This window comes from Pseudomonas sp. SCB32, assembly GCF_009189165.1.
In the GTDB taxonomy this organism is placed as follows: domain Bacteria; phylum Pseudomonadota; class Gammaproteobacteria; order Pseudomonadales; family Pseudomonadaceae; genus Pseudomonas.
The window spans coordinates 2576410-2601501 of sequence record NZ_CP045118.1; the positions used below are offsets into that span (position 1 = coordinate 2576410).

General features: G+C 66.1%; 25 protein-coding genes. 16 read left to right on the forward strand and 9 right to left on the reverse strand.

Going from position 1 to position 25092, the window contains the following annotated elements; genetic code table 11:
• Positions 1-4: 4 nt before the first annotated feature.
• The 10 genes from GA645_RS12155 to GA645_RS12200 all read left to right on the forward strand — a co-directional run bounded on the left by GA645_RS12155 (position 5) and on the right by GA645_RS12200 (position 9324).
• Positions 5-1066, forward strand: a complete 1062-nt coding sequence (locus GA645_RS12155) for an acyl-CoA dehydrogenase family protein (protein WP_152223057.1) — start codon at positions 5-7, stop codon at positions 1064-1066.
• A 22-nt stretch (positions 1067-1088) separates the two neighbouring features.
• The gene (locus GA645_RS12160) at positions 1089-2237 is read left to right on the forward strand and encodes an acetyl-CoA C-acetyltransferase (protein WP_152223059.1); all 1149 of its coding nucleotides are present in this window, start codon (positions 1089-1091) and stop codon (positions 2235-2237) included.
• 155 nt (positions 2238-2392) lie between these two features.
• Positions 2393-3268: an SDR family oxidoreductase gene (locus GA645_RS12165; protein ID WP_152223061.1), complete on the forward strand. Its 876-nt coding sequence runs from the start codon at positions 2393-2395 to the stop codon at positions 3266-3268.
• Between the two features lie 284 nt (positions 3269-3552).
• On the forward strand, positions 3553-4719 hold the full coding sequence (locus GA645_RS12170; protein WP_152223063.1) for an acyl-CoA dehydrogenase family protein: 1167 nt from the start codon (positions 3553-3555) through the stop codon (positions 4717-4719).
• Positions 4716-5921 (forward strand): acyl-CoA dehydrogenase family protein, encoded by a 1206-nt coding sequence (locus GA645_RS12175; protein ID WP_152223065.1) that lies wholly within the window; start codon positions 4716-4718, stop codon positions 5919-5921. Before GA645_RS12170 ends, GA645_RS12175 begins: the two co-directional genes overlap by 4 nt.
• 11 nt (positions 5922-5932) lie before the next feature.
• On the forward strand, positions 5933-6715 hold the full coding sequence (locus GA645_RS12180; protein ID WP_152223067.1) for an SDR family oxidoreductase: 783 nt from the start codon (positions 5933-5935) through the stop codon (positions 6713-6715).
• Between the two features lies 1 nt (position 6716).
• The gene (locus GA645_RS12185; RefSeq protein ID WP_152223069.1) at positions 6717-7175 is read left to right on the forward strand and encodes a MaoC family dehydratase; all 459 of its coding nucleotides are present in this window, start codon (positions 6717-6719) and stop codon (positions 7173-7175) included.
• A gap of 123 nt (positions 7176-7298) precedes the next feature.
• Positions 7299-8501 carry an acetyl-CoA C-acyltransferase gene (locus GA645_RS12190; RefSeq protein ID WP_152223071.1) on the forward strand — a complete coding sequence of 401 codons (1203 nt, stop codon included), beginning with the start codon at positions 7299-7301 and terminating at the stop codon, positions 8499-8501.
• A complete protein-coding gene (locus GA645_RS12195; RefSeq protein ID WP_152228054.1) occupies positions 8498-8884 on the forward strand; it encodes a nuclear transport factor 2 family protein in 387 nt (128 codons plus the stop codon). The genes GA645_RS12190 and GA645_RS12195 overlap by 4 nt, the downstream gene beginning before the upstream one ends.
• The gene (locus tag GA645_RS12200; RefSeq protein ID WP_152223073.1) at positions 8881-9324 is read left to right on the forward strand and encodes a nuclear transport factor 2 family protein; all 444 of its coding nucleotides are present in this window, start codon (positions 8881-8883) and stop codon (positions 9322-9324) included. The genes GA645_RS12195 and GA645_RS12200 overlap by 4 nt, the downstream gene beginning before the upstream one ends.
• A 75-nt stretch (positions 9325-9399) precedes the next feature.
• On the opposite strand, the gene GA645_RS12205 is transcribed toward GA645_RS12200, so the two are convergent.
• Positions 9400-9870, reverse strand: coding sequence for an SRPBCC family protein (locus GA645_RS12205; protein ID WP_152223075.1), 471 nt, complete (start codon positions 9868-9870; stop codon positions 9400-9402).
• 4 nt (positions 9871-9874) lie between these two features.
• A complete protein-coding gene (locus GA645_RS12210; protein ID WP_152223077.1) occupies positions 9875-10645 on the reverse strand; it encodes an SDR family oxidoreductase in 771 nt (256 codons plus the stop codon).
• Between the two features lie 463 nt (positions 10646-11108).
• On the opposite strand from GA645_RS12210, the gene GA645_RS12215 reads away from it, so the two are divergent.
• The 4 genes from GA645_RS12215 to dmpG are packed head-to-tail and all read left to right on the forward strand — an operon-like array spanning position 11109 to position 14690.
• Positions 11109-11936 (forward strand): alpha/beta fold hydrolase, encoded by an 828-nt coding sequence (locus GA645_RS12215; protein WP_152223079.1) that lies wholly within the window; start codon positions 11109-11111, stop codon positions 11934-11936.
• A complete protein-coding gene (locus GA645_RS12220) occupies positions 11933-12724 on the forward strand; it encodes a fumarylacetoacetate hydrolase family protein (RefSeq protein ID WP_152223081.1) in 792 nt (263 codons plus the stop codon). Before GA645_RS12215 ends, GA645_RS12220 begins: the two co-directional genes overlap by 4 nt.
• Before the next feature lie 9 nt (positions 12725-12733).
• Positions 12734-13642 (forward strand): acetaldehyde dehydrogenase (acetylating), encoded by a 909-nt coding sequence (locus GA645_RS12225; protein WP_152223083.1) that lies wholly within the window; start codon positions 12734-12736, stop codon positions 13640-13642.
• A gap of 13 nt (positions 13643-13655) precedes the next feature.
• Positions 13656-14690, forward strand: coding sequence for a 4-hydroxy-2-oxovalerate aldolase (dmpG, locus tag GA645_RS12230; RefSeq protein WP_152223085.1), 1035 nt, complete (start codon positions 13656-13658; stop codon positions 14688-14690).
• A 64-nt stretch (positions 14691-14754) separates the two neighbouring features.
• Here dmpG and GA645_RS12235 read toward each other — a convergent pair whose 3' ends face one another.
• The 3 genes from GA645_RS12235 to GA645_RS12245 all read right to left on the reverse strand — a co-directional run bounded on the left by GA645_RS12235 (position 14755) and on the right by GA645_RS12245 (position 17914).
• Positions 14755-16242: a DHA2 family efflux MFS transporter permease subunit gene (locus tag GA645_RS12235; RefSeq protein WP_152228056.1), complete on the reverse strand. Its 1488-nt coding sequence runs from the start codon at positions 16240-16242 to the stop codon at positions 14755-14757.
• 71 nt (positions 16243-16313) lie between these two features.
• Positions 16314-17438, reverse strand: a complete 1125-nt coding sequence (locus GA645_RS12240; RefSeq protein ID WP_152223087.1) for an HlyD family secretion protein — start codon at positions 17436-17438, stop codon at positions 16314-16316.
• A gap of 11 nt (positions 17439-17449) precedes the next feature.
• Positions 17450-17914: a helix-turn-helix domain-containing protein gene (locus GA645_RS12245; protein WP_152223089.1), complete on the reverse strand. Its 465-nt coding sequence runs from the start codon at positions 17912-17914 to the stop codon at positions 17450-17452.
• A gap of 353 nt (positions 17915-18267) precedes the next feature.
• Here GA645_RS12245 and GA645_RS12250 point away from each other — a divergent pair, with 353 nt between their 5' ends.
• Positions 18268-20304 carry a filamentous hemagglutinin N-terminal domain-containing protein gene (locus GA645_RS12250; protein WP_152223090.1) on the forward strand — a complete coding sequence of 679 codons (2037 nt, stop codon included), beginning with the start codon at positions 18268-18270 and terminating at the stop codon, positions 20302-20304.
• Positions 20267-21379 carry a VENN motif pre-toxin domain-containing protein gene (locus tag GA645_RS12255; RefSeq protein ID WP_178119526.1) on the forward strand — a complete coding sequence of 371 codons (1113 nt, stop codon included), beginning with the start codon at positions 20267-20269 and terminating at the stop codon, positions 21377-21379. The genes GA645_RS12250 and GA645_RS12255 overlap by 38 nt, the downstream gene beginning before the upstream one ends.
• Positions 21380-21870: 491 nt before the next feature.
• On the opposite strand, the gene GA645_RS12260 is transcribed toward GA645_RS12255, so the two are convergent.
• From GA645_RS12260 to GA645_RS12275, 4 genes are all read right to left on the reverse strand, one after another.
• Positions 21871-22719, reverse strand: coding sequence for an integrase core domain-containing protein (locus GA645_RS12260; protein ID WP_152223094.1), 849 nt, complete (start codon positions 22717-22719; stop codon positions 21871-21873).
• 269 nt (positions 22720-22988) lie between these two features.
• On the reverse strand, positions 22989-23276 hold the full coding sequence (locus tag GA645_RS12265) for a hypothetical protein (RefSeq protein ID WP_152223096.1): 288 nt from the start codon (positions 23274-23276) through the stop codon (positions 22989-22991).
• Between the two features lie 353 nt (positions 23277-23629).
• Entirely contained in the window at positions 23630-24313 is a 684-nt protein-coding gene (locus tag GA645_RS12270) for an amino acid ABC transporter permease (RefSeq protein WP_152223097.1), read from the reverse strand.
• Between the two features lies 1 nt (position 24314).
• Complete coding sequence (locus GA645_RS12275) at positions 24315-25028, reverse strand: amino acid ABC transporter permease (protein ID WP_152223099.1); 714 nt, start codon at positions 25026-25028, stop codon at positions 24315-24317.
• Between the last annotated feature and the right edge of the window lie 64 nt (positions 25029-25092).

The window sequence follows — 25092 nt, forward strand, 5'->3', positions numbered from 1 at the left end:
GACCATGGACTTCACTTTCAACGACGACCAGCTGAGCTTCCACGACAGCGTGCGCGCCTTCCTCACCAACCAGGTGACCCCGGAGCGCCTGCGCGAGCTGTGGGACAGCCAGAGTGGCCGCAGCGACGAACTCTGGGCCCAGCTCGCCGAGCTGGGCCTGACCGCCCTGAACCTGCCGGAGAATTACGGCGGCCTGGGCCTGGACGAAACAGACTGGATGCTGCCGGCCCAGGAATGCGGCTACGCCGCCCTGGCCGAACCGCTGCTCGACACTGTACTGGTGGGCGCGCCGCTGCTGGCGGCCCTGGGCGCCGAGCACGAAGCGCTCAAGACCGAGTGGCTGGGCCGCATCGCCTCCGGCGAAGCGCGCCTGGCGGTGGGACACCCGGACAACCTGCTGGTGGCCGACGCCCACGTCGCCGACCTGCTGATCCTCGGCAGCCAGGACGAAATCCACGCGGTACCGCGTGAGGCCGTGCAGCTCACCCGCAACCCGGCACTGGACCCGTCGCGCCATCTGTACAGCGTGACCTGGACGCCGAGCGACGCCACCCGCGTGGCCAGCGGCGATGCGGCCCGCGCCCTGTGGAACGCCGCCTTCGAGCGTGGCGCCCTGGCCTGCGCCGCGCAGCAGCTGGGCCTGGCCCGGCGCATGGTGGACCTGGCGGTGGACTACAGCTTCGAACGCAAGCAGTTCGGCAAGCCCATCGGCAGCTTCCAGGCGGTCAAGCACCTGATGGCCAACGTCGCGGTGCTCATCGAATTCGCCAAGGCGCCGCTGTACCGCGCCGCGCAGTCCCTTGCGCAAGGTCATCCGCAGGCCGCGCTGCACGTGTCCCAGGCGGCCCTGGCCTGCTCCGAGGCCTCCCAGCTGGCGGCGAAGAACGCCATCCAGGTGCACGGCGCCATGGGTTACACCTGGGAAGTCGACCTGCAGCTCTATATGAAGCGCGCCTGGGCCCTGGACAAGGTCTGGGGCGACCGCAGCCTGCACAAGGCGCGGCTGTGCCAGGCGCTGTTCGGCGGGGCGGTCAGCGCCGGCGCCGGCCACACCTTCGCGGTTTGAGAGCCTGTTCAAGGAGAATGAAATGGCAGAAGCCTACATAGTCGACGCTCTGCGCACGCCCACCGGCAAGCGCAAGGGCGGCCTGTCGCAGATCCACGCCGCCGACCTCGGCGCCCATGTGCTGCGCGAACTGGTGCAGCGTAACGGCATTCCGGATGCGGACTACGACGACGTCATCTTCGGCTGCGTCGACACCATCGGCCCGCTGGCCGGCGACATCGCCCGCACCGCCTGGCTGGCCGCCGGCCTCGACCAGGGCGTGCCCGGCACCACCATCGACCGCCAGTGCGGCTCCTCGCAGCAGGCCGTGCACTTCGCCGCCCAGGCGGTGATGAGTGGCACCCAGGACGTGGTGATCGCCGGTGGCGTGCAGACCATGACGCAGATCCCGATTTCCTCGGCCATGACCGCCGCCGAACCGCTGGGCTTCAGCGATCCCTTCAGCGGCTCCGAAGGCTGGGTGAAGCGCTACGGTTCCACGCCGCCGAGCCAGTTCCGTTCCGCGCAGATGATCGCCGAGAAGTGGCAGCTCAGCCGCGAGGCCCTGGAAGCCTACTCGCTGGAATCGCACCGCCGCGCGCTGCGCGCCATCGAGGCCGGCCACTTCGCCCGCGAGATCGTCCCGCTGGCGGGTGTGCAGCACGACGAGACGCCGCGCCAGACCAGCCTGGAGAAGATGGCCGAGCTGGAAGCTCTGTTCGGCTGCGACCGCGTCACCGCCGGCGTATCGAGTCAGACCTGCGACGCCGCCAGTGCCATGCTGATCGTCTCCGAGCCCGCCCTGAAGCGTTACAACCTGACGCCGCGTGCGCGCATCCACCACATCAGCGTGCGCGCCGACAACCCGGTGTGGATGCTCACCGCGCCGATCCCGGCCACCGAGTACGCGCTTAAGAAGGCCGGCATGCGCCTGGACGACATCGACCGGGTGGAGATCAACGAAGCCTTCGCTTCGGTGGTCATGGCCTGGCTGCAGGAAACCGGCTACCCGCACGAACGCACCAACGTCCACGGCGGCGCCATCGCCCTCGGCCACCCGCTGGGCGCCACCGGTACCCGCCTGATGACCACGCTGCTCCACGAGCTGGAGCGCACTGGCGGCCGTTATGGCCTGCAGACCATGTGCGAAGGCGGTGGGCAGGCGAACGTCACCATCATCGAACGACTGTGACGGGGCTACTGCGCTAGGCCATGCGGCGTTGGAATGCCAGTCGTGAATGCTCATTGGCTGCAGCCAACTCCGCTTCCCGACCGGCATTCCGCCTTGCCTGGCCGTCGCTCGCTACGCCCTGAAAATTCTCGCAAGCGAAAAGAATTGGAGAACCCATGTCCATCTGCAAAGACCGCGTCGTGATCATCACCGGCGCCGGCGGCGGCCTCGGTCGCGCCTATGCCCTGGCCCTGGCCGCCGAAGGCGCCAAGGTCGTGGTCAACGACATCAACCGCGAAGCCGTCGCCGGCGTGGTCGCCCTGATCCGCGACCAGGGTGGCCAGGCCATCGGCGACAGCCACGACATCACCAGCTACGCCGAAGCCGGCGAGATCGTCCGCGCTGCCATCGACGCCTTCGGTGACCTGCACGCCGTGGTCAACAACGCCGGCATCTGCCGCGACCGCATGTTCGCCAGCCTCACCGAGGCCGACTGGGATGCGGTGATGTCGGTGCACCTCAAGGGCCACTTCTGCATCGCCAGCCACGCCGTGCACCACTGGCGCGACCAGGCCAAGGCTGGTGTGAAAGTGCAGGCGCGCATCATCAACACCAGCTCCGGCGCCGGCCTGCAGGGCTCCATCGGCCAGTCCAACTACTCGGCGGCCAAGGGCGGTATCGCCTCCCTGACCCTGGTGCAGGCGGCGGAACTGGCGCGCTACGGCGTCACCGCCAACGCCCTGGCCCCGGCCGCGCGCACCGGCATGACCGAGCAGGTGTTCGCCGACGTGATGAAGAAGCCCGAAGACGGCTTCGACCACTTCGCCCCGGAAAATGTCGCCCCGCTGATTGCCTGGCTGGTTTCCGCAGACTCCCAGCAGGTCACCGGTCGCCTGTTCGAGGTGGAAGGCGGCAAGCTCTCCATCGGTGACGGCTGGCGCCGTGGCCCTGAGCACGACAAGGGTGCGCGCTGGCTGCCGGAAGAGATCGGCGGCGTGGTGAAAGAACTGATCGAACGCGCCGTGCCGGCCCAAAAGGTGTACGGCACCTGATCCTGACCCCCGCTTGTAGGATGGCGTAGAGCGTAGCGAAACCCATCGATCCCCTGTGCCGTGACGGCATGGGTTTCGCTTCGCTCTACCCATCCTACGACGCTGATCCGCGGCGTGACCTTGTAGGAGCGGATTCATCCGCGATTTTCCGCATCGCGGACAGAGTCCGCTCCTACACGCTATCCCCCAGCTTCATCGCTTCCCCCCCACGTCCATTCGGACGATTCCCGCCTGACCATCTCCCGCCAGACTGCCCTGCATCTGAACCGACAGGGCCGCTTCCCATGGAATTCGCCTTCACCGACGAGCAGGAGATGATCCGCGACAGCGCGGAAAGCTTCCTCGCCGATGCTTCACCCTCCAGCGCCGTGCGCGCGGCCATGGCCGCCGGCGGTCATGACCTGGCGCTCTGGCAGCGCATTCGCGATGAACTCGGCTGGCAGGCGTTGCTGGTGCCCGAGGCCCATGGCGGCCTGGGCCTGGGCTTCGTCGAGCTGGCCATCGTCCAGGAGCAACTGGGCCGTCGTCTGGCGTCGCTGCCGTTCTTCGCCAGCACCCTGGCCGTGTGCGCGCTGCGCGTGCTGGGCAACGAGGCGCAGCAGGCACGCTGGCTGCCCGGCCTGGCCGAAGGCAGCCTGAGCGCCACCCTGGCACTCGGTGCCCAAGGTGCGCCGGACGCTAGTGCGGTACAGGTGCAGGTGCGCCCCGAAGGTGACGGCTTCGTCCTCGACGGCCGCCTGCGTCCGGTGCTCGACGGCCACAGCGCCGACCTGCTGCTGATCCCCGCGCGCCTGGCCGGCAGCCAGGTTGAGGAGGGCGTCTGCCTGTTCGCCGTGCCCGCCGCCAGCGAAGGTCTGCAGCGCCGCGCATTGCCGACCCTGGACCAGACCCGCCAACTGGCCGAGGTCGAACTGAACGGTCTCTACCTGCCCGCCGACGCCCTGCTGGGCGCGGCCGGCGCTGCCTGGCCGGCGCTGGACAAGGTCCTGCAACTGGCCGCCGTGACCCTGGCCGCCGAGCAGGTTGGCGGCGCCCAGCAGGCGCTCGACCTGACCGTTGCCTACACCCAGGAGCGCCGCCAGTTCGGCCGTCCGGTGGGCAGCTTCCAGGCGCTCAAGCACCGCATGGCGGACATGATGCTGCAGGTGGAATGCGCGCGCTCCGCGCTCTACTACGCCGCCTGCGTGGCCCAGGAAGCGCTGGACGGGCAGGGCGATTCCGCGCTGGCCGCCGAGCTGCCGCTGGCCGCCGCGCTGGCCAAGTCCCAGGCCTCGGAAGCCTTCTTCCACGGCGCCGCCGAGTCGATCCAGCTGCACGGTGGGGTCGGCTTCACCTGGGAATACGACCCGCACCTGTATTTCAAGCGCGCCCGCGCCAGCGAAAGCCTGTTCGGCACGCCGGCCTGGCACCGCGAGCGCATCGCCGCCGCCATCCTGGAGGAACGCCCATGAAGATCGGATTCGACGCCGCCGACGAGGCCTTCCGCGCCGAAGTCGCCCAGTGGCTGGCGGACAACCTGTGCGGCGAGTTCGAGCCGCTGCGCTTCCGTGGCGGCCCGGGCGACGAGCACAGCTTCCCCGAGGAACGCAAAGCCTGGGAGCGCAAGCTCGCCGACGGTGGCTGGACCTGCGTGGGCTGGGCGAAGGAACACGGCGGGCGCGGCCTGTCGATCAACCAGCAGGTGATCTTCCACGAGGAATACGCCCGCGTCGGCGGCCCCGGCCGCATGGGCCACATCGGCGAGGGCCTGGCCGGTCCGACCATCGCCGCCTTCGGCACCGACGAGCAGAAGCGCCGGCTGCTGCCGGGTATCGTCAGCGGCCGTGAGTTCTGGTGCCAGGGCTACTCCGAGCCGGGCGCCGGCTCCGACCTGGCCGCCGTGAAGACCCGCGCCTCTTTCGACGCCGAGCGCAACGTATGGCGCATCAACGGGCAGAAGGTGTGGACCTCGCTGGCCCACGAATCCGAGTGGTGCTTCGTCATCGCCCGCAGCGAGCAGGGTAGCGTCGGCCACCACGGTCTGGCCTTCCTGCTGGTGCCGATGAATCAGCCGGGCATCACCGTGCGGCCGATCGAGCAGCTCACCGGCACCTCCGAATTCAACGAGGTGTTCTTCGACGACGCCGAGACCGCTGCCGAGAACCTGCTCGGCGCGCCGGGCGACGGCTGGAAGATCGCCATGGCGCTGCTGGGCTTCGAGCGCGGCGTGTCCACCCTCGGCCAGCAGATGCAGTTCCAGAACGAGCTGGACGAGATCATCCGCATCGCCCGCGCCAACGGCGCCGCCCGCGACCCGCTGCTGCGCCAGCGCCTCGCCGAGGCCTGGGGCGGGCTCAAGGTGCTGCGCTACAACTCGCTGCGCATGCTCTCGGGCGGCCAGGACAGCGGCCTGCGCCGCGAAGCGCTGATCTACAAGCTGTGCTGGTCCGACTGGCACGCGCGCCTGGGCAAGCTGGCCATGGACGTGCTCGGCGCCGAGGCGGAAATCCTCGATGGCGGCCCGTACCAGCTGAGCCGCCTGCAGGGCCTGTTCCTGTTCAGCCGCTCCGACACCATCTACGGCGGCAGCAACGAGATCCAGCGCAACCTCATCGCCGAGCGCGCCCTCGGCCTGCCCAAAGAACCCAAGGCGCCCCGTCAGGGCCCGCAGTAAGGAGACTCACCATGCTCAAACCCGAATACGTATCCGGCCGCGGCCTGCTGCGCGGCAAATCGGTGCTGATCACCGCCGCTGCGGGCGCCGGCATCGGCTTCTCCGCCGCGCTGCGCGCCGCCGAGGAAGGTTGCCGCGCGCTGATGATCAGCGATATCCACGAAGGCCGCCTGAACGAAGCGGTGGAGCGCATCCGCCAGGCCTGCGGGCTGCAGGCGGTGTACGGGCAGGTCTGCAACGTCACCAACGAGGAGCAGGTGCGCGCCCTGGTGGCCGTCGCAGAAGAACGCCTGGGCGGTGTCGATGTGCTGATCAACAACGCCGGGCTGGGCGGCTCGCGCTCGGTGGTGGAGATGGTCGACGAGGAGTGGAACCGCGTCCTCGACGTCACCCTCACCGGCACCATGCGCATGACCCGCGCCATGCTGCCGTACATGATGGAGCGCCGCGCCGGCGCCATCGTCAACAACGCCTCGGTGCTCGGCTGGCGAGCGCAGAAGGAACAGAGCCACTACGCCGCGGCCAAGGCCGGGGTGATGGCGCTGACCCGTTGCGCCGCCGTGGAAGCGGCCGAGCACGGCATCCGCATCAACGCGGTGAGCCCGAGCATCGCCCTGCACGACTTCCTGCGCAAATCCGCGCCGCAGGAACTGCTGGACAAGCTGGCCGCCAACGAAGCCTTCGGCCGTGCCGCGGAGGTCTGGGAAATCGCCAACGTGATGATGTTCCTGGCCAGCGACTACAGCTCCTACATGACCGGCGAAGTGCTGTCGGTCTCCAGCCAGAGGGCCTGACATGGCGCGCATCTTCGAACATCCGCAAGAGTTGCTGGCCTGCGTCGGCGAAGTCCTCGGCGAGAGCGAGTGGATCACTGTCGAGCAGTCGCGCATCGACCAGTTCGCCGAGGCCACCGGGGATCACCAGTGGATTCACGTCGACCCGGTTCGCGCTGCGAGCGGCCCCTACGGCACCTGTATTGCCCACGGCTACCTGACGCTGTCGCTGGTCAACCTGTTCCTGCCGCAGATCGTCGAGGTGCGCGGCATTTCCATGGGCGTCAACTACGGCTGTGACCGCGTGCGCTTCCCCAGCGTGGTCAAGGCCGGCGCCCGCGTGCGCGGCCGCGCCGAGCTGGTCGCCGCCGAGGCGGTGAAGGGCGGCGTGCAGTCCACCGTGCGCGTCAGCGTCGAGATCGAGGGCGAAGACCGCCCCGGCTGCGTGGTGGACACCATCAGTCGCTATTACCCGGCCTAACCGGCTCTTCGTAGGAGCGAGCTTGCTCGCGAACAAGCCCCGCTGCGAGGTCAGTTCGCGAGCAAGCTCGCTCCTACAGATCAAAGCTCGGCGCCGACCTGAGATTAATTTGAGGAATCGCACATGAGAGAAGCCGTAATCGTCTCCACCGCCCGTACCGCCATCGGCAAGGCCTTCCGCGGCGCCTTCAACGACACCGAAGCCCCTGCCATGGGCGGCGCAGTGGTGGCCGAGGTGGTCCGTCGCGCCGGCGTCGAGCCGGGCGAAGTGGAGGACGTCATCATTGGCGCCGCCGCGCAGCAGGGCACCCAGTCCTACAACCTCGGCCGCCTTTGCGCCATCGCCGGCGGCCTGCCGTCGAGCGTCGCCGGCATGGCGATGGAGCGCCAGTGCGCCTCCGGCCTGATGAGCATCGCCACCGCCGCCAAGTCGATTGCCTGCAACGAGCTGGACATCGCCGTGGCCGGTGGCCTGGAGTCCATCTCCCTGGTGCAGAACAAGCACAAGAACGCCTACCGCAACCAGTCGCAGGCCGTGCTGGAGCGCGATCCGGCGGCCTATATCCCGATGATCGAGACCGCCGAGATCGTCGCCGCCCGCTACAACATCAGCCGCGAAGCCCAGGATGCCTACTCGCTGCTCAGCCAGCAGCGCACCGCCGCCGCGCAGAGCAGTGGCCTGTTCGCCGACGAGATCCTGCCGATGCGCGCGCAGCGCCTGGTGGTGGACAAGGCGACCGGCGAGAGCCGCCACGAGTCCGTGCTGATCGACCGCGACGAATGCAACCGCGCCGACACCACCCTGGCCAGCCTCGCCGCGCTGGAGCCGGTCTGGCAGGGCGGCCAGTGGAGCGGAGCGGGGCGCTTCATCACCGCCGGCAACGCGTCGCAACTGTCCGACGGCGCCTCGGCGTCGCTGCTGATGGAAGCCCGCGAGGCCGAACGCCGTGGCCTGCAACCGCTGGGCATCTACCGTGGCCTGGCGGTGGCCGGCTGCAACGCCGACGAGATGGGCATCGGCCCGGTCTTCGCGGTGCCCAAGCTGCTCAAGCGCCACGGCCTGAAGGTGGACGACATCGGCCTGTGGGAAATCAACGAAGCCTTCGCCTGCCAGGTGCTGTTCTGCCAGGACAAGCTGGGCATCCCCGACGAACGCCTGAACGTCAATGGCGGCGCCATCGCCATCGGCCATCCGTTCGGCATGTCCGGCGCGCGCATGGCTGGTCACGCGCTGCTGGAAGGCCGTCGCCGTGGCGTGCGCTACGTGGTGGTGAGCATGTGCATCGGCGGTGGCATGGGCGCGGCCGCGCTGTTCGAGGTGGCCTGATGGACGCCCAACTGATCCGCCGGCGCATGGCGCGCTACGTGGAGCTGGTGGATGCCGGTGACATCGACGGCATCCTTTCGCTCTATGCCGATGACGCGGTGGTCGAAGACCCGGTGGGCGCCAAGCCTCTGGTCGGGATCGAAGCCATCGCCCGTTTCTACCGCGAGGGCCTCGGTCGCGCCGAGGCCAGCGCCCAGCTCACCGGGCCGGTGCGGGTCACCGGCAACGGCTGCGGCGCCATGCCGTTCCGCGTCGACCTGAACTGGAACGGCGCGCCGTGCAGCCTGCACGTGATCGACGTGATGGAGTTCGACGAGCACGGCCGCATCCGTTCGATGAAGGCCTACTGGGGTGACCTCAACGTGGAGAGGAGACCGGAATGAACCTGGAACAACGACTCGAGCGCCTGGAGGCGCTCGAAGCCATCCGCCAGCTCAAGCACCGCTACCTCAACGCCTGCGACCTGAAGGACGTGGAGGCGATCCGCGCCTGCTTCGCGGGTGGCGAAGTGCTGATCGACTACGGCCCGCTGGGCGTGTTCCGTGACCGTGAGCCGTTCCTCGCGCTGTACCAGGAACTGGCCTGCGTGCCGCGTGTGATCGACCTGCACCATGCGGCGAATCCGGAGATCGAGCTGGAGGATGCCGACAACGCCAGCGCGCGCTGGGCCCTGCATTACCAGAACCGCGACGGCGAGACCGGGGCGACCCGGCAGCTGGGTGGGTTCTACCAGGACCGCTACCAGCGCTTGGACGGCCAGTGGCGGATCGTCGAGACGATCTTCCGTGGGCATTTCGAGGTGGCGCGGGACGGCTCTTCGTAGGATGGGTAGAGCGTAGCGAAACCCATGCTGTCGCGGCACTCAAGCTCGATGGGTTTCGCTGCGCTCTACGCCATCCTACGGGGTGTAATCCGCGTTCTGCGTGCGTCCGGTCTCGTAGAACGCCTTGAGATTCACCGCGATCTTCGCCACGGTCTTCTTCAGCGCACCCGCCAGCAGCCATTCGCCAAAACGCCCGCCCCGCAGGTCGCCATCCAGGCTCAGGCTCAGCCGGGTACGCCCACCGCTTTCCGGCTGCAGCGCATAGCGGAAGCTGGCCTCACGGAACGGGAAGGGCGGTCCTTCCTCGGCGCGGTGCAGGCGCAGCACCAGGCCCTGGCCTTCGCGCCACTCGATCACGCTTTCATCGAGGAAGCCGCGCTTCATCAGCACCCGGCGGCTGGCGCCCAACCCGTCGCGCGGGCCGGGGTGGAATTCGCAGCCGGTCAGGCCGGGTACATAGTGCGGTGCCAGGCTCAGGTCGCGCAGGCGCGCCCAGGCGGCTTCGGGAGTGAGGTCGAGCACGAGATCGTGACGGGCGCTGAGCATGGGCTTACCCCTGTGCCGCTTCGAGGAAGGCCGGACGTTCGCCGCCGCCATGGACGGCGATTTCGGCGCCACTGACGTAAGACGCCATCGACGAGGCAAGGTACAGGCAGGCATCGCCGATGTCGCCCGGCTCCGCCAGGCGTCCCAGCGGGATGGTGTCGGCCACGCGCTGAATGCCGTCCTCGTTGCCGTAGTGCAGGTGGCTCTGCTCGGTGCGGATCAGGCCGCCGATCACCGCGTTCACCCGGACCTTCGGCGCCCATTCCACCGCCAGCGAGCGGCCCAGGTTGAGCAGCCCGGCCTTGGCCGCGCCATAGGCGGCGGTGCCCGGCGAGGGGCGCACGGCGCTGACGCTGCAGATATTGACGATGGCGCCGCCGCCCGCCTGCTTCTGCATGCGCTGGTTGGCGAGCTGGCAGAGGTTCAGCGGGGCCAGCAGGTTGAGCCGTACGATGGCCTCGGAGAAGCGCGGCGAGGCCTCCGCGGCATCGGCATAGGGTGCGCCGCCGGCATTGTTGATCAGCACGTCCAGGCGCCCGTGGCGCTCGTCGATGGCGGCCATCAGCGCCTGCAACTGCTCGAAGTCGCGCACGTCGCAGGGCACGAACCAGGCTTCCCGCCCGTTGTGGCTGGGCAATTGCTCAGGGGCTTCGCGGCCGCAGATCACCACGTCGGCGCCCTGTTCCAGGAAACGCTGGCTGATACCCCGGCCAACGCCCTTGCCGCCGCCGGTGACCAGTACCACCTGGCCGCTGAAATCCAATGCTCGTGTCATGTCCGCTCCTCGATGGGGAAGGCTTCCAGCCTAGGCGCGACGGCCTCGCGCGCCCACGTCCGAAGGGACTAGGGGCATGTCCGTGATTCGCCCGGTTCAACCACGGCGTTGTGGGTACGTTCGGTGTATCGGCGTACAACCGCGAACGGTTGTACGCCCTACGTTAGCGGCGAGCTAGGCGTTGACCTGCGGCCCCTCACCCCAGCCCTCTCCCGGGGGGAGAGGGCTGGGGTGAGGGGGAATCGCAGGCACGGACTTTCCTGGAGGCATCAGCCAGTAGGATGGGTGGAGCGCAGCGATACCCATGCGGTCGCTGCCGTGATTGATGGGTATCGCTGCGCTCCACGCCATCCTACGAGGTGAGCGTGATGTGCACGAAACCACCCGTAGTCCTCTCGGACGATGTGGCCCCCGCCAGGGCGCCCGAATAATCCCGGCACATTCCAATGCCAGGAGCGACGCCATGGCCGCCTTGCCGCAAGGGCACTTCGTCACCCTCAACGACGGACTCCGATTGCATTACCTGGACAACGGCAGCGGCGACGCCGTGCTGTTCATCCATGGCAGCGGCCCCGGCGCCAGCGGCCACAGCAACTTCAAGCAGAACTACCCGGAATTCGCCGCCGCCGGCCACCGCGTGCTGGTGCCGGACCTGCCCGGCTACGGCGCCAGCGACAAGCCGGAAACCGACTACACCCTCGATTTCTTCGTCGACGCCATGTTCGGCCTGCTCGACGCCCTGGACATCCCGCGCTGCACCCTGGTGGGCAACTCCCTGGGCGGCGCCATCGCCATGAAGATGGCCCTGCTGCAGCCGCAGCGCATCGCGCGCCTGGTGCTGATGGCGCCGGGTGGGTTGATGGAGAAGGAGCAGTACTACCTGCAGATGGAAGGCATCCAGAAGATGGGCGCCGCTTTCGCCAACGGCGAGCTGAACGACGCCGCCGGCATGCGCCGCCTGCTCTCGCTGCAGCTCTTCGATGCCTCGCAGATCAGCGACGAGACGGTCAACGAGCGCGTCGCCGTGGTCAAGGAACAGCCGCGCTGTGTGCTGACCCGCATGCAGGTGCCGAATCTGGCTTCGCAGGTTGCCCAGCTGAGCTGCCCGATCCTCGGCTTCTGGGGCATGAACGACAAATTCTGCCCCTCCAGCGGCGCACAGACGCTGATGGACGCCTGCAGCAACATCCGCTTCGTGCTGCTCAGCGAGTGCGGGCACTGGGTGATGGTCGAGCATCGCGCGCTGTTCAACCGCGAAGTGCTGGCCTTCCTCGAGGAGACCCCGGCATGAGCCAGCAGCTTCAGCAGCAGTATGCCCAGGAGCTTTACCGCGCGCTGGTCGAAGGCCGCAGCGTCGCACCGCTGACCGAGCGCTGGGAGCAGATTGGCGTCGAGGACGCCTACCGTATCTCCCACCTGATCCTCGAACAGCGCCTGGCCGACGGCGACGAGCTGGTCGGCAAGAAGATCGGCGTCACCTCCGAAGCCGTGCAGCGCATGCTCAACGTGCACCAGCCGGACTTCGGCTTCATCACCCGCAAGATGTGGTTCGCCAATGGCGCCGACATCTCGCTGTCGGAAAACAACCTGATCCAGCCGCGCGCGGAGGGCGAGATCGCCTTCCGCCTCAAGCACGACCTCAAGGGCCCCGGGGTGACCGAGGCCGACGTGCTGGCCGCCACCGAATGCGTGATGGCCTGCTTCGAGATCGTCGACTCGCGCATCAACGACTGGAAGATCCGCATCCAGGACACCGTGGCCGACAACGCCTCCTGCGGTGTGTTCGTGATCGGCGAAGTGGAGCGCGACCCGCGCGAACTGGACCTGCCCAACCTGCGCATGCGCGTGTTCAAGAACGGCGCGCAGATCAGCGAGGGCAAAGGCTCCGCGGTGCAGGGCAACCCGCTCACCGCCGTGGCCTGGCTGGCCAACACCCTGGGCGCCTTCGGCATCCCCTTCAAGGCTGGCGAAATCATCCTCTCCGGCTCGCTGGTGCCGCTGGAGCCGGCGAAGGCGGGCGACCGTTTCGAACTGGACATCGACGGCCTGGGCAGCGCCCAGGTGTCCTTCCGTGCATAGGAGTCATCCATGAGCAAGAAACTCAGGGCCGCGATCATCGGCCCCGGCAACATCGGCACCGACCTGCTGATGAAGATGCGCAGGTCCGAGTGGATCGAACCGGTCTGGATGGTCGGTGTCGACCCGTCTTCCGACGGCCTGGCGCGCGCCCGTGAATTCGGCCTGAAGACCACCTCCGACGGCGTCGACGGCCTGCTGCCGCACGTGCTCGACGACGACATCCGCATCGCCTTCGACGCCACCTCCGCCTACGTGCATGCCGAGAACAGCCGCAAGCTCAACGCGCTGGGCGTGATCATGGTCGACCTGACCCCGGCCGCCATCGGCCCGTTCTGCGTGCCGCCGGTGAACCTCGCCGAGCACGCCGGCAACCTGGCGATGAACGTCAACATGGTCACCTGCGGCGGCCAGGCCACCATCCCGATGGTGGCGGCGGTGTCGCGGGTGCAGTCGGTGGACTACGCCGAGATCGTCGCCACCGTGTCCTCCCGTTCGGTCGGCCCGGGCACGCGCAAGAACATCGACGAATTCACCCGCACCACCGCCGGCGCCATCGAGCAGGTGGGCGGTGCCAAGCAGGGCAAGGCGATCATCGTCATCAACCCGGCCGAGCCGCCGCTGATGATGCGCGACACCATCCACTGCCTGACCGCCGGCACGCCGGACCAGGCGGCCATCCGCGCCTCGGTGCACGAGATGATCCGTGAGGTGCAGCGCTACGTACCGGGCTACAAGCTGATCAACGGCCCGGTGTTCGATGGCAATCGCGTCTCGGTGTACCTGGAAGTGGAAGGCCTGGGCGACTACCTGCCCAAGTCCGCCGGCAACCTCGACATCATGACCGCCGCTGGTCTGCGCACTGCCGAGATGTTCGCCGAACAAGCCCACCAGGGCGCCCTGCAACTGCCGGCCCGCTGAGGAGAGACAACCCATGAACCTGCAAGGCAAGCGCGTGCGCCTGCACGATATGAGCCTGCGCGACGGCATGCACGCCAAGCGCCACCAGATCAGCCTGGAGCAGATGGTTTCCGTGGCCACCGGCCTGGATGACGCCGGCGTACCGCTGATCGAGATCACCCACGGCGACGGCCTGGGCGGCGCTTCGGTGAACTACGGCTTCCCGGCCCACACCGACCGCGAGTACTTCGAGGCGGTGATTCCCAGGCTCAAGCAGGCCAAGGTCTCGGCGCTGCTGCTGCCGGGCATCGGCACCGTCGAGCACCTGAAGATGGCCCACGGCTGCGGCGTTTCCACCATCCGCGTGGCGACCCACTGCACCGAGGCGGACGTTTCCGAACAGCACATCGGCATGTCCCGCGAGATGGGCCTGGACACCGTCGGCTTCCTGATGATGGCGCACATGGTCAGCGCCGAGCAGCTGCTGGAACAGGCGCGGCTGATGGAAAGCTTCGGCGCCAACTGCATCTACTGCACCGACTCGGCCGGCTACATGCTGCCCGATGAAGTCAGCGAGAAGATCGGCCTGCTGCGCGCCGAGCTGAAGGCGAACACCGAGGTCGGCTTCCACGGCCACCACAACATGGGCATGGCCATCGCCAACTCCCTGGCCGCCATCGAGGCCGGTGCCGCGCGCATCGACGGCTCGGTCGCGGGCCTGGGCGCCGGCGCCGGCAACACCCCGCTGGAAGTCTTCGTCGCCGTGCTCAAGCGCATGGGTGTGGACAGCGGCGTGGACCTGTACCGCATCATGGACGTGGCCGAAGACCTGGTGGTGCCGATGATGGACCACCCGATCCGTCTCGACCGCGACGCGCTGACCCTGGGCTATGCCGGCGTGTACAGCTCCTTCCTGCTGTTCGCCAAGCGCGCCGAGGCACGCTACGGCATCTCCGCCCGCGAGCTGCTGGTGGAGCTGGGTCGCCGTGGCACCGTGGGCGGCCAGGAAGACATGATCGAAGACCTCGCCCTGACCATGGCGGCCAAGGCGGGTCTGCTGCCGACCTGATACTCGGCAACGCAAGCAGGGTGACTCCTGGGCGACCAGGGTCACCCTGTTTTCATTTCCGGCTTCAGTGGGCGTCGGCCGAGGGTTGCGACGGCGCGGCGATCTTGTGCATCAGCGGGATCAGCAGCAGGGTGACCGCGAAGCACACGCCGATGATCAGGAAGGCGTCGGAGAAGGTCATGGTCTGCGCCTCGCGGAACGTCAGGTTCCACAACTGCCGCAAGGCCTGCTGGCTGACTTCCCCGGCCGCGTCCCAGTGCGGCGCCAGCCACTCGCCGAGCGCCTCGTTGCGCGCGTTCAGGTGTTCGGCCAGGCGCAGGAAGTGCAGGTTGGTGCGGTCGTTGAGCACCGTGGCGCAGGCGGCGATGCCGATGGCGCCGCCGAGGTTGCGCATCAGGTTGAACAGCCCGGAGGCCAGCTTCAGCCGTGCCGGCGGCAGCGAGCCGAGCGCCAGGGTCACGGTGGGCGCCACGCTGAATTGTTGCGCCATGCCGCGCAACGCCTGCGGCAGCATCAACTGGGCGGCGCCCCAGTCATGGGTGAGGGAAGAGAACTCCCACATCGACAGGGAGAACATGCCCAGGCCCAGCGCCAGTATCCAGCGCAGGTCGAAGCGCTTGGCCAGGGCCGCGTAGAGCGGGATGCTCATCACCTGGAAGATGCCCGTGGAGAACACCGCCAGGCCGATGTCCAGCGCGCTGTAGCCGCGCACCCGGCCGAGGAACAGCGGGGTCAGGTAGATGGTGGCGAAGATGCCGATGCCGGTGACGAAGGAGAACAGGCAGCCGAGGGCGAAGTTGCGTTCCTTGAGTGCGCGCAGGTCGACGATGGGGTGCGCGGCGGTCAGGCTGCGGTAGATGAAGGCAACGCCCGTCAGGCCGGAAATCCACGCGGTGACGAGGATGGTGTCGTCGCTGAACCAGTTCCAGCGCGGGCCTTCCTCCATGGTGTATTCCAGGCAGCCGAGGAACACCGCCATCAGCAGCATGGCCGGGTAGTCGGCGCCCTTGAGCAGGGACCAGTCCGGTTTGTCGATGCGCACCATGATCGGCACGATGACAGTGACGAACAGACCGGGCACCAGGTTGATGTAGAACAGCCAGGGCCAGGAAGAAATGTCGGTGATCCAGCCGCCGACCACCGGGCCGAGGGTCGGCGCCAGCGAGGCGATGGCGCCGATGGTGGCGGCCACCACCACGCGCTGCTTGCCGTCGAAGTAGAGGAAGCCGGTGGTGAACACCATGGGGATCATCGAGCCGCCGAGAAACCCTTGCAGTGCGCGGAAGGCGATCATGCTCTGGATGTTCCAGGCCATGGCGCAGAGCAGGCTGGTGAGGGTGAAGCCCAGGGCCGAGGCGGCGAACAGCCAGCGGGTCGACATCACCTTGGACAGCCAGCCCGACAGCGGGATGACGATGATCTCGGCGATCAGGTAGCTGGTCTGCACCCAGGCGGTGTCGTCGGCGCCCGCCGACAGGCCGCCGCCGATGTCGCGCAGCGAGGCGGAGACGATCTGGATGTCGATCAGCGCGATGAACATGCCCACGCACATGCAGGCGAAGGCGATCACCTTCTGCCGGGTGGACAGGCTCTCGACCGGCACCACCTCATCCGACCAGAAGTTCACGGCCGCAGCTCCTGGGCGACGCGCGAGTCGGCCTCGCGGCGTTGCGCGCGGGTGTCCACCTCGACCACCACCGAGAGGCCGGGGCGCAGGTCGCCGAGCTTGCCGTCCGCCGCGTCGAGGTGCACCCGCACCGGCACGCGCTGGACGATCTTGGTGAAGTTGCCGGTGGCGTTCTCCGGCGGCAGGATGCTGAACTGCGCACCGGTGGCCGGCGCCAGGCTGTCCAGATAGCCGTGGAAGACCTTGCCCGGCAGGATGTCGGCCTCGATGGTCACCGCCTGGCCGGCCTGCATGTGCGCCAGCTGGTCTTCCTTGAAGTTGGCGTCCACCCACAAGCCTTGCGCGGGCACCACCGCGAGCAGCTGAGTGCCGGCGCTGACGTAGCCGCCGATCCGTCCGCGGCGGTTGCCGATATAGCCATCCACCGGCGCGCGCAGTTCGGTGTAGCCCACGTCCAGCTGGGCCCGGTCGCGTTCGGCGACGGCCTGTTCCAGGGCGGCCTGGGCCTGCTGCCGCTGGCTCTGGATCACGTCGAGCTGACGGCGCGCGGCGAGCAGCGTGGCGCGGGCCTTGTCGCTGTTGGCGCGGGCGGTCTTCCAGCTGGCGTCGGCGCGCTGCGCGGCCTCCACCGACACGGCATTGGTACGCACCAGGGTGGCGTAGCGGCGCTGGTCGTCGCGGGTGCGGGTTTCCTCGGCGCTGGCGGCGTCGATTTCCGCCTGGCTCTGGCGGATCAGCGCGTCCTGCAGCGCCGCCTGGGCATCGACGTTGACCAGCAATGCCTGTTCGGCGTGCACCGCGCCTTCGGCCTTGGCCAATGCTGCGCGGTAATCGCGGTCGTCGATGCGCGCCAGCAGGTCGCCGGCATGGACGAACTGGTTGTCGTTCACCAGCAGTTCGGTGATGTAGCCGGCCACCCGCGGGCTGATGACGGTGACGTCGCCGCCGACGTAGGCATCGTCGGTCTTCTCCAGGAAGCGGGCGTTGAGCCACCAGTGGCCGGCATAGGCTGCGACGCCGAGCAGCGCCGCGCTGGCGATGGCCAGCTTCAGTGCCTTGCGCGATCGGGGTTTGGCCGTGTCGGCGGCCGGGGTGACGACAATGGAGGCGGGCTGGTTCATGGCGGCTACCGTCAGGCGTGGGTGGGGGAAAGCAGAGCGCCGTCGCGACGGCGAATCTGGTGCTGCGGGCCGATGGGCTCGCCGCTGTTGGCGTCGACCAGGGCGATCTGCACCGGCTGGCCATTGCGCGTATCGATCAGTTGCACGGCGTCGGTTCCGGCGGCGGCGTGACGCTTGCCCCACTGCAGCAGGGTCAGCAGCACCGGACGAAGTTCGCGGCCGGCGTCGGTGAGCAGGTACTCGTAGCGCGGCGGGTGGTCGTTGTAGCGGCTGCGCTCGAAGAGGCCGCTGTCGACCAGGGCGCGCAGCCGGCGGGTCAGCACGTTGCTGGCGATGCCCAGGTTGGCGCTGAACTGCTCGAAGCGGTTGGAGCCGTAGAAGGCTTCGCGCAGGATCAGCACGTTCCAGCTGTCGCCGACCAGGTCCAGGGCCTGGGCGACGGGGCAGGGCATGTGGTCGAAGCGGCTTCTGCGCATGGTGGTGAACCTATTTAGATTAATATCATCATGTAATAGGGGCGCTCTGAAACGGCCTCTGCAAAGCGGAGGACAAAGCGCTTTGGCTAAATATTATGGTTGTAATCTAATCCGGTGACTTGCTTTGCGCAAGTGACTCCGGCGACAGGAGACGAACGGCAGAGGGGCTTTCGGGTGCTCGCTGGAGCGTCCCGACATCGTCGAGCACGGTGAGCACCCCATCTACTTCCGGGTCGATTTGTTCTTCTGACGGATGAGGATGTGTCAGACGGCAAGTTGGGAAAGCACCGGCTCGGCTAAAAAATGACCTGAAGCTAGTGTTCGCGTCCCGGTTCCGTGACGAGACGCGCAAAATGGACATTCGCCAGCCCGCCTGCAAACTGATTGCCAGCGTCTTGTCTGGCCTGCTGATCCTCAACCCCCTCGTCGCGGCAGCGGCCGAGCTGGCGGTGGATGCGGCGGCGGGCGGCAATACCCAGCTGGGTGTGGCGGGCAATGGCGTGCCGGTGGTGAATATCGCCACGCCCAATGGCGCGGGTCTGTCTCACAATAAATTTTCCGACTACAACGTCGGCCAGAACGGCCTGATCCTCAACAACGCCACCGGCAAGACCCAGTCCACCCAGCTGGGCGGGATCATCATCGGCAACCCGAACCTGAAGGGTGCCGCCGCTACCAAGATCCTCAACGAGGTCACCGGGGCCAATCGCTCGCAGCTGCGCGGCTACACCGAGGTCGCCGGCCAGTCGGCCCATGTGATCGTCGCCAACCCGCACGGCATCACTTGCAACGGCTGCGGTTTCATCAACACCCCGCGCGCCACCCTCACCACCGGCAGGCCGGTCCTCAACGGCGGGCGCCTGCAGGGTTATGACGTCGACGGCGGCGAGATCGCCATCGAGGGCGCCGGCCTCAATGCCGGCAACCTCGACCAGTTCGAGCTGATCACCCGCAGCGCCAGACTCAATGCCGAGCTGTACGCCAACCAGCTGACCGTGGTGACCGGCCGCAACCAGGTGGACGCCGAGACCCTCGCCGCCAGCGCCAAGGCCGACAACGGCAGCGCCAAGCCGCAACTGGCCATCGACAGTTCGGCGCTGGGTGGCATGTACGCGGGAGCCATCCGCCTGGTGGGCACCGAGCAGGGCGTGGGGGTGAAGCTGGCCGGCAACCTGGCCGCCAGCGCCGGCGATATCCAGCTCGATGCCAACGGCCAACTGAGCCTGGCCCAGACCAGCACTGTCGGCAGCCTGCGTGCCAAGGCGCAGGACATCGCCGTCACAGGCCCGGCCTACGCGGCGGGGGCGGTCGAACTGACGGCCAACGGACAATTGAGTAACAGCGGCCAACTGGCGGCGGGCTCCCGCGTGCAATTGCAGGGTGCCCAGGTCAGCAACAACGGCATCGTCGAAGCCGGGGTCAACTCGGACAACAGCCGCAACACCCAGGGCGACGTGGCGATCAACAGCCAGACCCTGCGCAACAGCGGCAGCGTGGTCGCCAGCCGCAACCTCGATATCAGCGCCAGCGGCGCCCTCGACAACCCGGTTGGCAGCCTGCGCGGGGCCAACACCACGCTCAGCGCCACCACCCTGAACAACAACCAGGGCCGCGTGCTGGCTGCCAACGCCCTGAGCCTCTCCGGCCAGCAACTGAGCAATATCGGCGGCCAGGTCGGCGCGCCGTTCATCCAGGTCCGTGGCGGCGCGCTGGACAACCGCTTCGGCCTGTTCAGCGCCGAGCAGTCACTCAACCTCGACCTGGCCAGCCTCGACAACCAGCAGGGCACCCTGTCCAGCCGGGGCACGTTGGCGGCCCAGGTCAGCGGCACGCTGGACAACAGCCAGAACGGCAAGCTGATCAGCGAAGGCGCGCAACACCTGCGCGCGGGCCAGCTGAGCAACCAGAGCGGCGGGCGGGTCTCGAGCCGTGGCCCGCTCGATGTCCAGGCCAATGCACTGGACAGTCGCGGCGCCTTGAACCTGCGTGCCGCCAGCGTCGACAACAGCGCGGGCCGTATCGCCAGCGATGGCCTCCTGCACTGGCAGGGCGACAGCCTGGTAAACCGCGCGGGCAGCCTGGTCGGGCAGGGCGGCCTGAACCTCGATGGCCGCAGCCTGGACAACAGCCAGGGCGGCCAATTGCTCAGCGAAGGCGCCGTGAACCTCAGCGCCGCCCAGGTCGACAACCGTGCCGGCACGCTTTCCAGCGCGGGCGCCGTGACTGTCATCAGCACCACCCTGAACAACCTGGGCGGCAAGTTGGTCACCGACCGCACGCTGAACGTTGCCGCGCACAGTCTCGACAACCGTCAGAGCGGCGTAATCAGTGCCAAGGGCGCGCTCGACCTGCGTGGCGATAGCCGGCGCAGCCGGAGCGGCTACCGGTGAACTGATCGCTGCAAGCCTCTACCCGAACAAGAGTCCTCAAGACCTGACGGAATCTGAGCGGCAGATCGTCTCCGCGCTCTCCACCCTGGCAGCGGGGATTGCAGGTGGACTGGCGACCGGCGATAGCGCTGGTGCGGTGGCGGCAGCGGGCGCTGGGAAGACGGCGGTGGAGAATAACTTCCTGAGCGGCAACCAAGTCAAAGCGTTTGACCAAGAAATGCAGGAATGCACGAAGGTCGGCGATTGTCAGAAGGTTATTGAAAAATATGTTTCTCTGAATGAAGAAAATCGTCAGAAAATGAAGCTGCAATGCGAGAAAAATCCTGTGGCTTGCGCCGACTATACCAAGGACTTGGTAAAGACAGGCTTGTATACGGCAGATGCCTCATTGCCGGCCTTCTTCGGTGGTATTGAAAATGAGAACGTCAGGATGATGGTCCAGTATGAGAATGGTCAGGACTTGCAGTACATAAATAATCATACCGATACGCTGTCGAAAGCCTTGGCCTTCGCCTCGCAGACTGAGAATTTCATGTTGCTGTCTGGCGGCTTGGTGAACCTGACCAACGCATCAACCAAGTCCATTGCAACCGGTGTGGGACTAGGGATGGTCGCTAATGGTGGCGTACAGCTTGCGACGGGGAATACAGGCGATAAATTCGACTGGGTAGGCTTTATGGCTTCTGGTGTAACTGGCGGAATGTCTGCTGGTCAGTCGCTGACGCCTACAGTGCAGACCAATATGGGTGGAGCTTATATTGCAAGTCAGCTCAATGGGCAGAACTCTGTGAATTCTGTACTTGGCGCTGCTGCTGGGTCTGCGCTGGGCTTCGGGTTGGGAAGTGCCATTGCAGGTAGGCTTGAGGGGGATATTGTTAGTAGGTATTTTGGTTTGGGTGGTAATAGCGCTAATGCGCTTAAGTATTCGGAGGTTCCACTCTTCCCTGGCTCTTACCTGCTTAGAGAAACGAGTATGAGCGCAGCTCCAGGGATTTCTGGGGGTATATTTGGTGGGATGGGATCTGAATATTCAAACTACTTGCTTCTGGAGAATTTAAAGAATAGGGGTAACTAAGTGTTGATAGTTAGAAGAGTTCTCCTCCTTTTGTTTCTGGTAGTCACGTACTTTGTTGGTGGCGCTTTACTTGCCGCCTTCCTGCAATTTGTACATTCGGTGAGTGTCGATTCTAATGGGGGGTTCTCTATAGATTACGAGTTATTTGACATGTATATGATCTTGAAGATGGGGTGTGTTGGTGGGGTGGTTGCGGGGATTGGAACATGGTTTATTTACATAAATGGTCGTCATTAGTGTTGTGTCCCGTTGTCTGTCCCGTCCAAGCGTTGTCCCGTCCAAGTGTCCAAACCAATTTCCCCGCCAGTTGGCGGGGTGGTTTTTCGTGAGCGGATCGCCGAAATCCCGTGTCGCTACCTTCCGCCTGTCGGTTTTTCGACTGACTTTCTCTGTGTAAAAGCCTCGATTTCCTGAGTTTTCCGCTGCCTGGTCAGCCGAATTCACCTGTTCCGTGGACAGGTGATGTTCCTTTTGCGGCAATCCGGTGTCGGCTATCCGCTCAGATAAAAACCGGTAAGCAATCCCTCCCAGGCTTCGAACCATTCCACTCGTTTCGGTATTCGCTGGTAAGGATCGACCCCGCTCCAGGCTTCCAGTGGTGTTCGTCCATTCAGGCTCTGATGCGGGCGCACCGCGTTGTACCAGAAGCCGAATGTCTGCAACGCGGTCTGCAACTGCTCGCCATTTGCTACGTGCCATTGATCCAGCTTGCGTTTGAGCGTGCCGAATAACCGCTCGATTCTGCCGTTCTGCCAGGGACAACCGACTTCGCTGCGCTGGTGGCGAATGCCGGCCCACCTCACTACTTGAGTAAAAACCTTCCCGGTAAACACGCGCTCATTGTCTGTGCGAATCGCTTGGGGTTTGCCGTATTGCCCGATGGCCAGGAATAGATACTCCAGTAGCGTCCAGGCGGATTTGTCCGGTAACGCTCGCAGATCGAGTAGCCGGCGGGTGCCGTGATCGATCAGGCCAAGGATGTTGTGACGTTGCCCGTGGATATCCTGCTTGCCCGTCAGGTCCAGTGCCCACACGGTGTTTCGTATGGAGGTGCTTGGTTTGAGTCTTCGAAGCTCTCGTCGTTTGCACTCCACGGCATAGCGCTCACGACGCAGCATATAGGCGACAAAGGATTTGCTGACGGTTATCTGCCGCCGTTGGGCATGCAACCGATTGAAGGTATCGGCCATCCGCCGGCACCCCGCAGTGGGCATCAGCGCCTTGAGCCGAATCAGCTCGTCGATGATCCACGCGGGTTTGCGTGCCGTGCGGATGGACGCTTTCGCCTGGGGGTGTTTCCAGCCCTCACGTTTCTCCTGCCGCACGGGTCGCCAAAACACGATCAACCACCGTCGCAGGACACACCATAACCACTGCCACCACGTCACCGCACACCTCTTGCCTGAGCGAAGGCGGTAGTGAAGAGCAGGGCCTTGTCATACAGCGGCTTACCGTGGCGTAGGTACTTTCCCGGAATATGCGTGATGGGTCGTCAGGCGCCATAGGTGACTTCGATGAATAGAAAAATCCCCGGCGAGTGCCGGGGATTGAGTTCATCTCACTGCGTCAGACGCCCTCGTCTCTGCTCGTGATCAGCCTGGTACAACGACTACGCATCGGAAACCAGCAAGAGCAGCGCGCGGCTGATCTGGAAGACGTTGCGGATCGGCATATCGTCCTGATTGATCCTTTCCAGCACGACCAACAACTCGATGACCGCACCGAGACGATCTTCCGCCGCGTCGAACAAGGCATCGGCGGGCGCATCCGTTTTCAGGAACAGCGTGGCGTCGCGGGGGAAGTAGCTGTGTTGTGACGTCGTTGCCAGCGGGATGAAGCCGTGGCTGGTGGTGCGTTCAGTTATAGCGGGGCGTGACGTATCATTGGCGTTAGCCATATTCAGCTCCTAGATAGCTGCTTGTGGTTAGCGGGCTCAAGGTGTTGACGCACCTTGGGCCCGCGTCGTTTGTGTCCTGCGTAACTTCCTTTCTCTTTCCTTTCCTACCTGTCCACGCCGTCCGGCGTTTCGGGATTCTGTTGCCTGTCGCGGTTCATTTCCGAAAGCGATCGTGACGGCAAAATTCAATAATGAGCTGCTTAAAGCGAGTAACGTGCGTCTATTTTATAAGATCGTGCCGATCTTGTTTCGCCTTCGGGTACGACTCCGCCACGTCACTCAGGTTCTTGGGAAATGGCTGACCTGGCCTGGAGGAGGGGCCGACAGGAGCGAGCGGCACCGGCATCGATTCCTTATATGCACCTTTGCTGTTTATCGGTAAACAGCGCCGCCAGCAGGTCCAGCGCCGAACACAACACGAAGTAGAGCAGGGCGACGAACAGGAAGACTTCCGTGGGATGCACCATCACCCGGTTGCTCACCTGGGTGGCGACGAAGGACAACTCGCCGACGCCGATCACGTAGGCCAGCGAGGTGTCCTTGATCAGCGAGACCCACTGGTTGAGGAAGGACGGCAACATGATCGGCAGCGCCTGCGGCAGGATCACCAGGCGCAGCACCTGCCAGGGCCGCAGGCCGAGGGCGCGGGCGGCGTCCCACTGGCCCTTGGGCAGGCTCTCGATGCCGGCGTGCACCGAGTGGGCGAGATAGGCGCCGCCGATCAGCGACAGCGCGCAGACCACCGTGCCCAGCGCCGGCACGTCGATGTGCAGGACGATGGGCAGCAGGAAGTAGGTCCAGAAGATCAGCATCAGCACCGGGATGGCGCGGAAGAATCCGAGGAACGCCACCAGCAGCAGGCGTGGTTTGCCGCGCAGCACCGAGAGTGCGACGCCCAGCGTAAGGCCGAGCACCGCCGAAGCGATGCCCGAGGTCAGCGCGAGAATCACGGTCAGCGCCGCGCCGCCCAGCGGACCGTCGGGATAGGCGCCCAGGAGGAAGTAGGACAGGTTGTCCTGGATGACGGTGAAATCCATGTCAGGCTCCCTGGCGATAGCGGCGGGTCTGCTGGAGCGCCTGGCCCAGCGCCTCGATCAGCGCGATGGCGCCGATGTACAGCAAGGTGGCGATGCCGAAGGCCTGGAAGGTCTTGAAAGTCTGCGTCTCCACCTGCCGCGAGGCGTAGGACAGCTCGGCAAGCCCGATGGCCATAGCTAGCGAGGAGTTCTTCAGCGCGTTCATGTATTGCCCCATCAGCGGCGGCAGCGCGGTGCGCAGCGCCTGCGGCAGGATCACCCAGCGCCACACTTGCAGCGGCCGCAGCCCCAGCGCCATGCCGGCCTCGCGTTGCTGAGGGCTGACCGAGGCGATGCCGGCGCGGAACTCCTCGGCGATGAAGGCGGTGGTGTAGAGCGTCAGGCCCCAGGCGGCAGCGAGGAATTCGAAGGACGGCCAGCTCAGCCCGCCCAGTTCATGGGGCGTGTTGAGCCAGACCACGAAGTCTTCCGGCAACAGTGCCGGCACGCCGAAGTACCAGAAGAACAGCTGCACCAGCAGCGGCGTGTTGCGGAACAGCGCCAGGTAGGCCCGCGCCGGCCACGCCAGCCAGCGGGATTTCGCCTGCCGGGCCACGGCCAGCGGCGCGCCGAGCCCGGTGGCAAGAGCGCAGCAGAACAGGGAAATACCCAGGGTGAGCAGGAAGCCGTCGAGCAGCCAGCTCAGGTAGGTTTGGGCGAGCGGTTCGCCGAACATCGTGAGAGTCCATCAGAGGGAAGAACGACAACGCCCCACGAGGTGGGGCGTGCGGTGACGCGCT